Annotated in this window: 10 protein-coding genes; 1 reads left to right on the top strand and 9 read right to left on the bottom strand. The window is 34.9% G+C overall.

What is annotated here, in order from left to right:
• Positions 1-2 precede the first annotated feature (2 nt).
• From ACPYKA_RS00620 to ACPYKA_RS00580, 9 genes are all read right to left on the bottom strand, one after another.
• A complete protein-coding gene (locus tag ACPYKA_RS00620) occupies positions 3-1142 on the bottom strand; it encodes a cysteine desulfurase family protein (RefSeq protein ID WP_479540483.1) in 1140 nt (379 codons plus the stop codon).
• Positions 1143-1788: 646 nt separating this feature from the next.
• Positions 1789-3483, bottom strand: coding sequence for a septation ring formation regulator EzrA (gene ezrA, locus ACPYKA_RS00615; RefSeq protein WP_479540482.1), 1695 nt, complete (start codon positions 3481-3483; stop codon positions 1789-1791).
• A gap of 150 nt (positions 3484-3633) precedes the next feature.
• Positions 3634-4245 (bottom strand): forespore capture DNA-binding protein RefZ, encoded by a 612-nt coding sequence (gene refZ, locus ACPYKA_RS00610; protein ID WP_479540481.1) that lies wholly within the window; start codon positions 4243-4245, stop codon positions 3634-3636.
• 798 nt (positions 4246-5043) lie between these two features.
• Positions 5044-6906 (bottom strand): sensor domain-containing diguanylate cyclase, encoded by a 1863-nt coding sequence (locus ACPYKA_RS00605; RefSeq protein ID WP_479540480.1) that lies wholly within the window; start codon positions 6904-6906, stop codon positions 5044-5046.
• 245 nt (positions 6907-7151) lie between these two features.
• Entirely contained in the window at positions 7152-7835 is a 684-nt protein-coding gene (locus ACPYKA_RS00600; RefSeq protein WP_479540479.1) for a LuxR C-terminal-related transcriptional regulator, read from the bottom strand.
• Between the two features lie 14 nt (positions 7836-7849).
• Positions 7850-8533: a class C sortase gene (locus ACPYKA_RS00595; protein ID WP_479540478.1), complete on the bottom strand. Its 684-nt coding sequence runs from the start codon at positions 8531-8533 to the stop codon at positions 7850-7852.
• A gap of 5 nt (positions 8534-8538) precedes the next feature.
• Positions 8539-9366, bottom strand: coding sequence for a class C sortase (locus tag ACPYKA_RS00590; RefSeq protein WP_479540477.1), 828 nt, complete (start codon positions 9364-9366; stop codon positions 8539-8541).
• A gap of 141 nt (positions 9367-9507) precedes the next feature.
• Complete coding sequence (locus ACPYKA_RS00585; RefSeq protein WP_479540476.1) at positions 9508-11040, bottom strand: SpaH/EbpB family LPXTG-anchored major pilin; 1533 nt, start codon at positions 11038-11040, stop codon at positions 9508-9510.
• Between the two features lie 30 nt (positions 11041-11070).
• Entirely contained in the window at positions 11071-13941 is a 2871-nt protein-coding gene (locus ACPYKA_RS00580) for a MucBP domain-containing protein (RefSeq protein ID WP_479540475.1), read from the bottom strand.
• A gap of 574 nt (positions 13942-14515) precedes the next feature.
• On the opposite strand from ACPYKA_RS00580, the gene rpsD reads away from it, so the two are divergent.
• A complete protein-coding gene (gene rpsD, locus ACPYKA_RS00575) occupies positions 14516-15118 on the top strand; it encodes a 30S ribosomal protein S4 (RefSeq protein WP_479540512.1) in 603 nt (200 codons plus the stop codon).
• The last annotated feature ends 303 nt before the right edge of the window (positions 15119-15421 follow it).

The following is a 15421-nucleotide window of genomic DNA, read 5'->3' as shown; positions in this document are numbered from 1 at the left end:
ATCTACTCCAATATATCTTTTAAATGTGTAATTGTTTCATTAAAAACGTTAATAAACATGTCAATATCTTCTTCTGTCGTTTCATACGATAAACTTATTCTTAACCCTGAACTAGCTCGTTCGTCTGATATCCCACATGCACTTAAAACTCTACTTTTATCAAATTGTTTGGAAGAACAGGCGGATTGTGTCGAAATAATAATTCCTTTTTCATAAAGCGCGTGAATGACGACTTCTGGTTTTAATCCTGGAACGGATACATTTAAAATATGAGGTGCTCCGTCTAAAGAAGAATTTATCTTCAAATGATCTAATTTTTTTAAACCTTGATACAATTTTTCATAAAGATTTTTCAATTGTTTCCATTGATTTTGTTCTTTTTCTTTCATCAAGCGAAGTGCTCGAACAAAAGATACATTTCCGGCTACATTTTCAGTACCGGAACGCAATCCGAACTCTTGATTACCACCATGGAATAATGGATACAACGAAGTTCCTTCTTTCACATACAGAAGCCCAGTACCCTTCAAACCGTTAATCTTATGCCCAGATAATGTACATAAGTCAATTCCACTGTCATTTAAATATAATGGTACCTTTCCAAAGGCTTGTACGGCATCAACATGAAAGAAAATTTTTGGATATTTTTTAAGCTTTTTACCTATGTCAAAAATTGGTTGAATAGAACCAATTTCATTATTTACATACATAATCGATATGAGGATTGTTTCGTCCGTAACTTCCTTTTCAAGTTGTTCGATATCGATAACTCCATTAGGTTTTACGGGTAGATACGTAATCGTAAAACCCAAATCCTCTAAACTTTTACACGTTTCATAAACGGAAGCATGCTCCACTTTACTTGTAATAATATGTTTCCCACGTTTTTGATGTCTTAACGCTATTCCTTTAATTGCTAAATTATTTCCTTCTGTTCCCCCAGAAGTAAACACTACTTCACTTGGTTTAACCTGTAATATATTCGCCGCTTGTTCTCTAGCTCTGTTTTGTAATTGCTCTACTTCTCCACCAAGTTCATGAATTGAGGATGGATTACCGAAGTATTTTTCAGAAACCTGTTTAAAACTCGCTACAACAGTAGAATCAGGTTTCGTTGTTGCACTATTATCTAAGTAAATCATTTTGAAATTCCTTCCTATTTTCAAGTATCCAAATGCTTCATAAATCTATGCTGATATCGTCTTCGTAGTTGAAGGATACTGTTGAGTAGTGAAAATTTAACTATCTACGTAAATATAGATGAGTTACAAAGTAAAATACCGCTGCGGAAATACACTGCGCTTTCCGCAGGCGGCTGATGAGCCTTCCTTGTGCTACGCACTGCGTTGTCTCACCTAGGCCTTTCCTCCTGCAGGAGTCTCCGTGTATTTCCTTCGCTGGGTGTACTTGGTAAACAACTCTGCATAGTTTGTTACTACTATCTCAATGGTTGATTGAAGCCGGAGGGCAGTCGACTCCTGGTCGGCTAAAAGCGGTCACGTCCTGTGACCAACGTCGACACTAGCACGTCCTGTGCGTCGTGGGAAAAGCACGTGTCTGAAGACTCAGAAGCAGTGGTTTTCTGCTTCGGAGGCTGAAGCCGTGCCCACGGAAAGCGAACTGCCCGGAGGCGGAAATCAACGGTGCAGTAGCAAGGTTGACCGATAAATTATCAACCTAAGTTACTCAACAGTTTATGGATTTCGCTTAACAAATATCTTTACATACAATTTACAGTAAATAAGACTGGCTACAAGAGATTATTCCCTGTGAGACAGTCTTTATTTATTATGATACAATCATTTCTTGATATTTTTCTATTTTTTTCAAAGCTCCCGGTTCTACATCTTCAATCGCACTTGCCGCTTGTTCCAGTGAAAGCTCATATTCAGCTTTTCGGAATAAAGACTCCGCCTCTGAAAGCTTTGCTGCGAGCTCAGGATCTGTACTTCTGTACCTGTTTGCATACTGAATAACTTGCTCAGTTAATGCCGCCTGTTCTAACATTGCATTGGTTTGTTCTATTGCATTTTCAACAGCAACTTTTGCTTCACTTAGTGTTTGCTGAACTTGAATAATATCAAGCGGTTGGTCATCTAGCGCTTGAAGGACTCGCTCATTTTTCAGACCCGCTTCTTCTATCATTGACCATACAAAACTTGGTACACCGGGTAAATTGCTATTTCGTAATTTACGTGTCGTCTTATAAATCTCATCCATCATAACTTTTAATTGTTCACGCGCATCAAACTCATCTTTACGTAAATTTTGAATCCGTTTTTTAAATTGCTCATGCTCTTCCTCGATTTTATCCAATTGTTGGAAACCTTCTTCTAATTCAGCACGAAGTTTCGAATGAGCATGATCGTTCTTTTCAATTTTTTGGGCAAATTCCATTAACTTGTTTTTTAGCTGAGTCATCATTTTTTCAAGAGCCATATATTTTTCCAGATCAGTATCTTCAAAATAATATGCTTTTTTTAATTGTTCCACCTCTAATTTTGTTTCCAAAAATTGAGTTTCAAAACTATCCAATGCTTTTTCATAACTTGGCATTTTTGAATCTACATAGTTTTTGGCAATTGCTTCTTTTTCCAAAAGCTCATACATTTCAGTAATTCGTTCTTCTACTTCTTCAATAATAGATTTAGCTGTACCTATCCCTTCTTTTTCCAAAGCAGAAACTGTATCGAGCAACCGTGATTGATAAGCATTAATTTCTCTAGTTAAGTCCAAATGATCAATATAGTAACCTTCATCCTTCATCTCCCTTAAACCTTTAGATAGTTCATCTAATTGTGAAGGTAATTCTTGTTTACATGTTTTATAAAGGTCAGGGAATTCTTCCATTTCTATTTGTAATTCAACTAATCGTTTTTTGATCGTTGATACAATCTCTTTTGCCTGAATATAGTTTCCTTCTTCAATTTGCGATTCGTAATTTTTTAATTCTGTATTAATTTCATCAAGTTCCACTTCAAAGCGTACTTCGGCTCGAGCAAACTTGAAGCGATTATGCGTCAATTCTTTCCGTAATTCACTGTATAAAGGCTCAAGTTCTTCAATTTCTTTGCGATTTTCTTGTTCTGTTGCTAGCAATTCATTTAATTCAATTAAGATTGTTTCAATTTTCTTTTCAACAGTTACTAAAGTTTCTTCAATTTGTTTCATATATTTTTTTGCAACAGGAAAATTATAACGATCTGCAGCATGCTCTGTATCATAAAGTAATTCTTCCACTTTTGCTAAATCAACCGTTAAAATATATTCCCACTGTTCTTTCCACTCTTCAAAATTTTCTTTCGTATCTCCTTCTAAGTTTAACTCTTTTACTTTAGATAATTCCTGGGCAACATTACGATTCATAATATCCAGTTTCCAGCTTTCGTAATAGTCGACAGAATCATACAGTCGTTTTCTTAATAGGAGCCCTACAATGATAATTACAATGATTGCTAATATAATCCCAATTACATATTCCATCTTTTACCTCCTAATCGTTTTTATAGAAGGATATATATATAATTTAACGTACATTCTTCTATTAATGATACCACGATTACGACTGTTTTTGCTAAAAAAAACAAAAAAATATACTTTTTCTACACGATTGTCGATTTTCGCTTGATATAGTTAATTAGTTCTAGCCGTTTCACAAACAAATTGAAGCCATTGGTTAATTGAATCTGTGTAATTTCGAACAAAATTTTTAAATGCATGTTCATCAAGCAGTTGGGTGTTCCATTCATGTTTTAATATATAAGGAGAGGCAAGCATCCCTTTTAATTGCATATATAAAAAATTTCTCCGCCTTTTGTAGCGTTCTCCCAAAACAGAAAAAAATAATGTCTTTAATATATAATTTTCCTTGGCCAAATAAGTGACCGTCATCTCTCTAACGAATGTCGAGTCTAATGATAATTCGCGGTGAATAAATGAAGTTAATTGAAAATGTTCTGTTTTATAATGAATAATAGCATTAATGACTTTTTTGAGCTTTTCCACATTCTCCAAGGATTCATTAGATTCTATTTCCTCTTCTAACAAGGTTAAATAGTTCTCAAAATAATTCGTTACAGCATATTCCAGTAAACCTTGCTTACCCTTAAAATAATAACTGATTAACGAAACATTAACAGAAGCTTTTCCTGCAATATCTCGCACAGACGTTCCATGAAATCCTTTTTGAAAAAATAGGAAAGAAGCTGCATCCACAACTTTTTGTTTAGTTGGATTAATTTTCATCTATATACACCCTCTCCTTTATTTATTACGACAAATAAAGTAAAAATCCTTTAATTTCATGTACGTTTCATGGCAAAATATAAAAAATTCGTTGAAAAAGGTTCTCTGTCCACGGTAATTATCATTTTAACGATTTTTCTCGTTTTAGTAAGGAGCCGAAGAGATAACTAAAAACGATTAATTTTAAAGACGAACGATTATTGGATAATAAGATAAGAAAAGCCCCTTTCGTCTTGATCATAAATACGGAGTTGAAGGAAACTATGTAGTAGTGAAAATTTGTTAAGGTAGTTGGTAAACCGTTGATTTCCGCCTCCGGGCAGTACGCTTTCCGCGGGCACGGCTTCAGCCTCCGAAGCAGAAACCCACTGCTTCTGAGACTTCAGACACGTGCTTTTCCCGCAGGAGTCGACTGCCCTCCAGCTCCAATCAACTATTGTGATAGTAGTATCAAACTGTGTAGATCTGTTTACCAATCACACCCAGCGTAGGAAATACACGGAGACTCCTGCAGGAGGAAAGGCCTAGGTGAGACAACGCAGTGCGTTAGCACAAGGAAGGCTCAACAGCCGCCTGCGGAAAGCGCAGTGTATTTCCGAAGCGGTATTTTATATCACAACTTTGTTTAGATATTTACAGAGCAAATTAGCCTAAGTTACTGAACAGTTTATAGATATTCAGCAACACAGTTCAGGTAGGTTAAAAGAAAAATCCGAACTATTCAAACCTTTATCGAAAAAGTCTGTATGATAGTTCGGATTTCTGTATGACTAAACACTTTTATCTTAACCGGACAATTCATTCAATCGCTTTTTGTACTACTTTATTTTTTCCAGAGAATTTAGCCGCATATAAGGCTTCATCCGTACGTATAAATAAATCTTCAATAGAATTTTTTTGTTGTTTATTCCAAACAGACACCCCGCAAGAAAGTGTCACCTGTGGTTTTGATTTATTTATCACTTTTTCTCGGATCTTATTTGCTTTTTCGGTTGCATTGTTTAGATTGTATAACGGCAAATATACAGCAAATTCCTCTCCTCCCCATCTTGCTGCAATTTCTCCATCGTTCATTTCACTTTGAATTATTTCAGCTATTTGTTTTAGTACTTTGTCTCCTGTATAGTGGCCGTACGAATCATTTATTCGCTTAAAATCATCGACATCAAAGAGAACAAGGGCACCTTGTTTGTCATTTTCCATTGCTTTTTTTATAATCTTATCAATATGATTTCTAGAATAAAGATTAGTTAAATAATCAGTTATAGCAGTATGTTTTAACTTTTCTTTTAAAATTGTATTATAGAAGGCTAATGAAGCATGTTGAATAAAGGATTGGATTAATTTATATTTATCAAATGAAAAATAATAAGGAGTTCGATGCGCAATTATAATACAGCCAAAAATATTTTCTGCGGTTCTCATCGGTATAAGCATTAAAGAGTTGAATGGTATTTTTATTTTATTTGACCGAAAATTACCTGTAAAACAAGCTTTTTCTTCGGTTTGAATCTTTTCTTTAGCAAAAGCTATTAATTTTTTTCCTTTTACCGTATTAAAATAATCTGTGCTACCTGTTAATATCTCGGATTGATTGTCTGCAGTAAAAAGAATAATACCTATTTGTTCTGCAAAACATGACTCAAATATGTGCTGTTTCACAGTTGCAATAATGTCATTTCGATCTAAATTTACATTTAAATCATGTGAAGCATTATTAATAATTTTCAGATTGGATACAAGCTTATTTGAGGATTGATATAAAGTCGTTCTCTCAATTGCTCTGCCAACCATGTTCGTAAATTCTTTAATAAAATTGATTTCCTCTTCAATTAATTCAACAGTTTGCGGGATAACAATTTGTAAGACTCCATATACTCCCTGTTTTCCACTTAATGGGGAATAAATATTCGTTTCGCCTTTTTCACTGTCTATTTCGGCTTGAAATTTATTATTCATAAAAGCTAGGAGCTCTGCCGAAAGTATTGTGTCATTTGAATACTCGATTAATTTAACAGGTAGATCATTGTTATCAAATTCTTGTGACATCAGGAAGTAATAACAGAATGTAGGATAAAGAATTTGCAGTGTACGATACACTTTTTCCAGTACTTGATCTGTTTGATGAACAGAATGTAATTTTGTTGATAATTGAAATAATAAATGATTACGTTCCTGCAAAAATTTATAATGACGATGAGAAAAAAGTATTTGTAAAAACTGTCTAATAGCAACACGTGATTTTTCAAGCAGCTCAAAATCGATTGTTTTTCGCTCTTTAAAGCTGACCACTAAAAACCCAAAATAATTTTCCTTACAATATATTTTTAATAAAACTGACGTTATATCTTTTTCCAAAAAATCGTTTAACTGATCATTTTCAATCACTGTAATATCTTCTTTTTGATTATAATAGGTAATAAATTTTTTTATAGGAATGTTTTTATATTTTGTTACAGGATATTTAGATGAATGAATAACAATTGGTTGATCAAATTCTGACTTGTTAAACATAAAAAAACTTATCTCAGAAGCGTTTAAAATATCTTTTGTACGAATGCAAAGCATATCCATAATTTCTTTTCGTTTATAATCATCAATAATGTAGGTTAATTCAAAGAGACTTGCTTTCAGGTGATTAATAATCCACTTATTAGTCATACTTAACACCTACTTATCTTCCATAATTTATGTTATTATTATACTATTAATAGTTATTTTTTACTAGTAGGCAACGCAATTTTAGGAGTAAAATGGTTATAATACCGTTCTTTATAACAATTAAAATCTATCTATACGTTTTGGGTAAATTAAGCATTGTAATTTCAGACAACCGATTCCTAAACATTGAAGAAATTAAAAACCCCCATGAGGGGGAGCAATTTCTGCAATTTATTGGATATCCATTATAATTCAACCCAATTATTCCTTATTGCTGTAACTACGGCTTGGGTTCGATCATGAACTTTCATTTTTTTAAACAGACTGCTAATATGATTTTTGACTGTTTTTTCGCTAATATCAAGTGACTTTGCAATATCACGATTGCTCATTCCGTCTGTTAGAAGTTGAAGTACTTCACATTCTCTTTTTGTGTATAAATGAAGCGGTCTTTTGACTCCTTCTTCAACTTTTTCCGTTTCCATGATTTTTCGGTAATCTTCAACTAATCCGTGTGTAACAGCTGGATGAATATAAGATGCACCATCCTCCACCGTCTTAATTGCATCGATGAAAGAAAATATATCCATTTCTTTTATTAGATATCCGTGCGCACCCAACTTCACTGCTTCTGTGACAAAGTTATCTTCACCATCTGTTGCCATGACAATAATTTTCGTATCAGTGTTTTTAATAATATCTTCTCGTATACTATCTTTATTTTCTAAGAGAATGTTGACATCAATTAAGATGACATCAACATGTTGAACTGGTAATAACGGTTTTACGACTGAATAATCATCACTACTTACAAGAATGTTAAAGGATGATTCTGATTCCAATACTCGTTTTACCCCTTCTCTAAATAATTGTTGATGATCTATTAAAATGATATTAATTTTATTTACGTCCATATTACTTGCTACCATGGAATTATCTCCTTTTAATTTTTTCGCTCCCCGTGAACAACTAGTCGGTGGCTGTTCGCTCGGTATGGATGACACGTAATTAACGAGGCTAAATCTTTGCCTTCATTAATCTGTAAATTTTCCGTTTCATGTGGTAAAATGACTTCTACATCATAAACGTGATATTCCAATTTCCCTTCTAATGTATAAATGAAGAAAATATCACCTGGTTGTAAGGCATCCAGATTCCGGAACATCGCTTTTGTTCCCATGCCCCGGTGTCCAGCCAAAACGGTATGTGTACTTTCCCCTCCAATTGGAAGTGACGATCCTTCTACCTGACCTATGCCTCTTGAGAGTTCATTTTCACTTGCTCCCAGTAAAATCGGGATTGCTAAATTAAGTTTCGGAATTTCAATTGAAGCAAAATGGTTTCCATCATCTGGAGCATCTTTGCATTGTTGATAATCATTCCGGTTATACCCTTCTGTAAAGGGATCTTGTAGTCCTCCTTCATTTTTATAAATTGCTTCATTACAATTGCGTGCCGCTTCGACTTTATCCATAATATTTTCTGGGGTAAGTAAATTAGTCTCATTCTTAAACTGATGTACTTGTGATTTTTGGATTTGGTTATTCACAATTTGCGCAATATGCGGATAGACCAAAATGAACAAACCAAAGGAAAATAATATTATAATCAATTTGTTTTTTCTCATTGCGGTCACTCTTCCATTTGCCTTATTCTTCGGAAATAGAAAATAAGTAATACTAGTATAGTCAATAAGCCTCCAATAAATAAGCCTAATATTGTTTTTCCACCCTTTTTACTTGGGTCTGTAGTTGCAACGACTTGTATTTCTTCATTATATGGGACTCTTTCCCCTCTTACTAACAGTCGGTGGGTATTAATCATGTATGGCTCACAGGTAATTAAAGTTGCATAATCCTTATCCTCTTTCATTTCGAGCCAATTCGTTTCATCTGGGAGAACAATTCGAATATCATCGACTTTATAGGCAAGTGTTTCATCTAATGTATGAATAAAGAAAAGTTCACCGTTTTTCATTTTGTCTAAATCACGAAATAATTTTGAACTTGGTAAACCACGGTGCCCTGTTAAAGCGGTATGCGTGCCTGGCCCTCCAATTGGAAAAGATGAATTAGACATATGACCTATTCCTTGTTGCAAGACATCATCACTAACCCCATGATAAATTGGCAGCTTAGCATTTATACTAGGAATTTCAATACTTCCAATCGTTTCTCCAATATCTAACACATTAAAATAACCGGTTATCGTCGTTTGCGCATCGTCTTCTGCAAATGGATCTTCGATTGGGATTGCCGTTTCATTCAATGAATCATTATATTCTTGTGCTTTTTCACGTTCTTGCTTTTTTTCTTCTTCTGTCATTTGTGCGAGCACTTCATTATGCTTACTTATCACCGTATAATGGTCTTTTGTACTAAGCCAATTGCTGACGATTGGATAAAAAAAAATGAGAAAACCGATAATAAATACGGCTGGAATAATAAATTTTCGTAACATATCCGCCATCCTTTTAGTTTTTGGATACTATTTAGTAGGAACTGGTAAAAAATCCATTAAATCTAGACCTTTTCATCGAATTTTGGTAAAAAGAAAGAGAGCATGCGGCTCCCTTTCTTTCCATATTAAATTGTCAAACGATTATGCATCCGCTCTTCTACGACGGATATACATGAATAGCGCTGATCCCATAAATGTAAGTCCGATGAGCGTGAAGAATAACGTACCCATTCCACCTGTTTTTGGAAGTTCCCAACCGGATTTGTAGTTGTCGACAGTGTAAGTGATGTCATTATTATTTGCATCAATAGTGATATTGATCGGATTTCTTAATTTGTTGTACCCTTCTGGCGCTTTTGTTTCAACTAATTGGTAATTGCCATAGTCAAGTTCTTTAAAGTTGATTTCACCGTTTTCATCCGTAGTCCCGGATCGGACTACTTTATTCCCTTGACGAAGTTCAAATTTTGCTCCTTTTAGTTTTTTCTTATTATCATCTCCATCTTGCTTAACAACTTTTAAATTACCTGCTGTTGGCGTTAATGGAATATCGTCCGTATCCTTATGTCCTTCTGTACCATGTTGATTTTCATAATCAATATAAGCCTTATTATTTATAACCACATTTGCAGGTGCGTCCTCTTTAACTTTTGCTTTAAATATAAATTCTGCCTTCCCTGGATTCAAATCTCCTGGAGTAGCGTTCCACGTTAATTTTTGATCATTTTGGCTAAAAGAAAATCCGTTCGGTTGAGACACTACTTCAACAAACTCTAAATTTTGATGTAATTCGTCTGTTACAATAAAGGAGTTATAACTTTTAATATCACCAGGTAGATCAACCGTAATCGTATATGTTACTTCCTCTCCACGATTTACTGCATTCAGATCCACTTCCTTTTCTACATCCGGTTCTTTGTAGTTTTTTACAGACACTTTAACAGTTTCTTTACTATTTTCAATTTTAAACTTTACTTTTTGACTACCTAGCATGTAACCGTCAATTGTTTCAATCTCTTTAAAGTAATAATCACCATATTTTAGGTTATCAACTGTTATTCTTCCGTTATGATCCGTTTCAAATGTTGTTGTATCTTCTACCTTATCGCCATTTTTATGGTGAAGAGAAAATTTAACTCCTTTTAATGGTTTTTTTGAATCCCCATCAATTTTAGTTAACTTAACATTTCCACGAATTGTTTCATTCTTTGGATAAATGTGAACATTATAGTTAGCATCTGTTCCTGCCTTGTTTGTCATCGGAATATCAACAAAATACTCTTCTTTATTAAGATTAACATGAGGTGGTCCAGCCGTTTCTTGAACTTTATAGCGACCAAGTGGGATGTTGTCAATTTTAATTATTCCATTTCCGTCTGTGACCCTAGTAAAAGGTTCTCCTGTATACGCTGTCCATTTGTCATTTGCTGGATCATATTTATGTGTCTGCGTAAGTGTAAATGTTACTCCTTCGAGTGCTTTCCCGTCTGGTGGATTATCTAATTCTGATCCATCGGGATTCCCTTGTTTTGCCCCTGGTTCTTGTTCAAACTTATGAATGGTTAAAGATCCTTTTGGATTACTTGGTTCTGCATTCGCTACTCCGGCTGGTATTACGAGACTGAACATCATTATTGCTATTAATAGGTGATAAATCGAAAATCTTTTTCTCATGATGTTATTCCCTCCAAAATTCTATTATTTTTATGCTTGTCGTCTTCTAATGAAAAACCACGCTGCAACTACCATCAAGATAAGTCCAATTCCGTAAAAACCGAGCGTTCCAAATCCTCCCGTTTTTGGAATCGTCCACTCTTGTTTTGTGTTTTCAATCGTCTTTTCCACATGTAAATTTTCGCTTGTAATTTCTACTTCAATTTTACCTGTGCGTAAACGGTACCCTTCTGGTGCCTTCGTCTCTACGAGTGTATATGTACCCCACTCAAGGTTGTCAAAAGTGATTTTTCCATCTTCATCGGAAATTCCAATAGCTTCGAAACCTTCTGCACCGGTCAACTTGAATTCTGCACCTGCAAGTGGTTTTTCTTCTTCATCCACTTTTAGGACAGTAAGTGTACCTAGTTTTTTCGTATATACATAGATGACAGTTTGTTCTTCTTTTGTAAATTTCCCTGACGCTGGGGCACTGTTAGGATGCATTTCTTTAAATACGTATCCTGGAATATCTTTTTGTTTCGTCTCGTAATCATCTCCAATTTTTCCTGAGAACACTTCATCACTTGCAAGCTCATTTCCGTCTTCATCTTGATATTTTGCCGTCACATCTCCAGCTACCATATCGGTTGTTTTCACATAACCGAACCAGACAGTTTGTACTGGGTTATTTGGACTTAATGTAAGAACTTTAGGGCTGTCGGTGTAAAGCGTGTAATCTTGTACGCCTTTTGACGGAACACTATGTGTGCCGTATTCAAACAACTCACTATTATTTTCTTTGTAATATTCATCGTAGAAAATTTGGGCTTCTTCTTTTGAAGAGACAACATTTCCTTGCTCATCAATTGGTTCGCCTTGTGCATTCATCCGGTATCCAATTCGTTTAATTTTACCTTTATCGATTTGACCTTTAGGAATAGAAAAATGTTTAACCTGATCGTTTCCATTCACGTCTTTATAATGAAGTGGTGTTTCTTTATTCATTGGATAGTCCACATGACCTTTTAAATCAGGATGCTCCCAATCGATTGTAACGGTGTACTTTAATGTCGGTTTCTCACCTTCTTTAATAGTTCCAATATCCCATGTAAATGTTTCTGTGTTTTCATCCCATGTGACTTTTCCATGTGTTGCAGAAAAATGAGTTCCGCTATATTTACCTTTTACAAGATTAAACATGTCGCCTAGTGGATCTGTAACAATTGCATTTGTCGCAGCATGTTTTAATTGACCAGCAATTTGTGCAAAAATATCATCCAAATCATCTTGCCCGGCTTGATAGTATCCTTTGTTTTGACTGTTTTTAAGTACATTTGTTGCATTGGTATTACCTCCTACATCAAGGCCGATGGAATACATATTAATTCCATTGTTCATAATTTGCCAAGCCTCGGAAATAGTAGCACTTCCGTTTGTTTTAACGTCATAACCGTTAACGGAATATTGTTGTCCTCCAAAACAACCAAAAATTGGAATACATGTAGGTTCCGATAAATTATAGCTGCTTCCACTTCCAAGCTGTGTACTTGTAAAGTCTGATAGTCTAAAATCATAGTTACCAACAGCCCATGAATGTGCAGTTGCATTGTTAGCTTTATAACTATACGTAGGCTCTCCATCACTTAAAAGGACAATGATTTTATTCTCTGCATTAGTAGGGGCAACCAAATTATTTGCTTCCCTTAAGCCACCTTGAATATTTGTACCACCATTGGCTGAAATGCCATTAATCGCGTTTAATAACGTTTGTTTTCCTCCAGCTCCTTGGAATCCTCCAGCTAATGTCTGATAATTGTCACTAAAAGTAACAACAGCAATTCTTGTTTGAGATCCTTCTGTCAATAATTCATTAACAAATTGTCTTGCTGCTTGTTTTGCTTTCGACAATCGCTGTCCTTCATTCATACTTCCTGACCTATCAAACAAAAGAACAATATCTGTAGCTTTTGTTGTGTCAACATCTTTCGCTTCTACGGAAAGTTCAATTTCCCACTCGCCGTAATTTTTAGTTGGTGTTGCATCCTTTCCATTTAACTTAACAGACCCTGGATCCATGGACATTGCGTTAAATTTTTGAGCAGATTTTACAAATGGTTTAAAATTTGGATCAATGACAACCTCTTCGTCCTGTCCTAGTTCTTCTTCCAGCTTTTGCAACTCTTCTTCAGATAGACCTTCTATCAGTCTCTTTATCTCTTCCTCAGTAAACTCTTCTAATGGTTTGCTCTTTAACTGAGCTATTATTTCTTCAATCGACTTCTGTTTCTCTTTCTGCTTTTCATCTTCTGGCTCTTTTGCTTCTGCCTCATTTTGTTCAGGACTTGCATTTTCTTTCTTAACTTCACTTTGTTCGGACTTGGACTTTTCTTGCTCAGATTCATTTTTTTCTGACCCTGACTCTTTAGTCGTTTCTACTTTCTCTTCGTCCACAACTTCCTCTTCTAGCGGAGATGTTTCGATTGTTACTTGATCTTTTGCTTTAAACGTTTTATCTCCGTAATCTGATTCTGCTTGTAACGAAAAGATTGTTTGCTCTTCACTTGTAATGTTCGTTTGCAGGTTAAATTCATAGGTGTTATTACCCTCTGGAGTTTCTACCTTATATCCAGATGATGTTTGGGTGATTTTTACATTGCCAACATCCTTTATTTTTCCGTGAGAGTGTCCTGTTCCAAAAGTAAGCATTGTATTTGTCCCATCATTTTCGTCACCAGCCGCATTAATGGTAACTTTCCAATTAATTACTGCTTCATTATGATCTAGCTCCTCCACTTTGATTTTGGTACTATTATCACTTTCTGTATTTTTTGTTGCCGCCATAAGTCCTAAATTTGAACTAAACATTTGCAAAATCAGTAGTGTAATAGCGATAATTGAAAGTACTTTTGCCTTATTCAACAGCTTTCCTCCTTTCACTTCTTTTTAAAGAAACCTACTAAAGGTCTAATCTCGACTCTTAGTTTAGAGGAAATTTGAAGACAACCTGTTTCAATTTTCAATACTTTAGTTATGTTTTTTAATATATTTAAGACAATTCTGTTAACATTGCACTTTTGTTGTAGTTCATTTTATATATAACTAACAGGAGTCATCCAAATTTTTACAATAAAAAAGAACTATCCAAATATTATCTTGAATAGTTCAATTAATTTTTTATTTATTTTCTTGAATAATCAATTAGACCTTCGTTGTAAAATTTTTTGCCATATTGGAAGAATAACGGATTTCTAATCTAATCATTAAAATCACAGTTCTTTCATTGACTTTTACTTTGTAAAACTATATACTATTCTTTGTGTAAAATAATAAGGTAGCTTTTGTGGACTAATGGTTGACCCCATTTTGTTCCTCTTAAATGAGGTGTATCGCGTAACTCTCTGCTGCTGGAGCGATGGTACATGAAAACAAAATGGACAACATTGGGTACACGTCGTTTATTTTATGCAAGTAAAATATAAAGGAGGAAATGTCTATGTCACGATATACTGGTTCAATTTGGAAAAAGTCACGTCGTTATGGCATTTCGTTAACAGGAACTGGTAAGGAGCTTGCAAAACGCCCTTACGCACCAGGTCAACACGGTGCAAACCAACGCCGTAAAATTTCGGAGTATGGTTTACAGCAACAAGAAAAACAAAAACTACGCTTCATGTACGGTTTAAATGAGCGTCAATTCCGTACGCTTTTTGATGAAGCTGGTAAGATGAAAGGGATCCACGGGGAAAACTTCATGGTTCTTCTTGAGTCTCGTTTAGATAACCTTGTTTTCCGTCTTGGTTTAGCACGTACACGTCGTCAAGCACGTCAGCTTGTAAACCATGGTCATATTACTGTTGACGGTCGTCGCGTTGATATTCCATCATACCGTGTAAAACCGAACCAAGTAATCGGCGTTCGCGAAAAAGCTCGTAATCTTGATATCATCAAAGAAGCAATTGAAGTGAACAACTTTGTTCCTGATTACTTAACATTTGATCAAGATAAAATGGAAGGCGTATATACTCGTCTACCTGAGCGTTCAGAATTACCTGCTGAAATTAACGAAGCGCTAATCGTTGAGTTCTACTCACGTTAGGAATTTCGCTTTGCAAAGTGAAGCATTAAAAGCCTTAAAACCCTTGAAATATCAAAGGTTTGGGGCTTTTTTGTTTTTCTTAGAATTGCAAGATAAAGCATGAAAATGAACGTATTTGGGGCTAATTTGGGGCTGATTAATATTAATCAGTTTAGGCGTATGTAGGGGAATGTATATATTTCAAAAAAACAATGGGTATTCGGATTTTGTGGTGGAAAAGGGCTTATAAGTCTCCCTTTTCCAATTTCTTAATAAGTGTGAAAAAATCGACACCATAGTTTCCTGTTAAAAGTGGTCTGTTAC

Source organism: Pseudogracilibacillus amylolyticus (SeqCode), from assembly GCF_051918545.1.
GTDB lineage: Bacteria > Bacillota > Bacilli > Bacillales > Amphibacillaceae > Pseudogracilibacillus.
The sequence above is the reverse complement of the archived record's forward strand: the minus strand, read 5'-3'. Positions and strand labels throughout refer to the sequence as shown.

Excerpts from the sequence above, each read along its gene's own strand:
- ACPYKA_RS00620 (WP_479540483.1), bottom strand. The coding sequence starts at position 1,142 with ATGATTTACTTAGATAATAGTGCAACAACGAAACCTGATTCTACTGTT.
- ezrA (WP_479540482.1), bottom strand. The coding sequence starts at position 3,483 with ATGGAATATGTAATTGGGATTATATTAGCAATCATTGTAATTATCATT.
- refZ (WP_479540481.1), bottom strand. The coding sequence starts at position 4,245 with ATGAAAATTAATCCAACTAAACAAAAAGTTGTGGATGCAGCTTCTTTC.
- ACPYKA_RS00605 (WP_479540480.1), bottom strand. The coding sequence starts at position 6,906 with ATGACTAATAAGTGGATTATTAATCACCTGAAAGCAAGTCTCTTTGAA.
- ACPYKA_RS00600 (WP_479540479.1), bottom strand. The coding sequence starts at position 7,835 with ATGGTAGCAAGTAATATGGACGTAAATAAAATTAATATCATTTTAATA.
- ACPYKA_RS00595 (WP_479540478.1), bottom strand. The coding sequence starts at position 8,533 with ATGAGAAAAAACAAATTGATTATAATATTATTTTCCTTTGGTTTGTTC.
- ACPYKA_RS00590 (WP_479540477.1), bottom strand. The coding sequence starts at position 9,366 with ATGTTACGAAAATTTATTATTCCAGCCGTATTTATTATCGGTTTTCTC.
- ACPYKA_RS00585 (WP_479540476.1), bottom strand. The coding sequence starts at position 11,040 with ATGAGAAAAAGATTTTCGATTTATCACCTATTAATAGCAATAATGATG.
- rpsD (WP_479540512.1), top strand. The coding sequence starts at position 14,516 with ATGTCACGATATACTGGTTCAATTTGGAAAAAGTCACGTCGTTATGGC.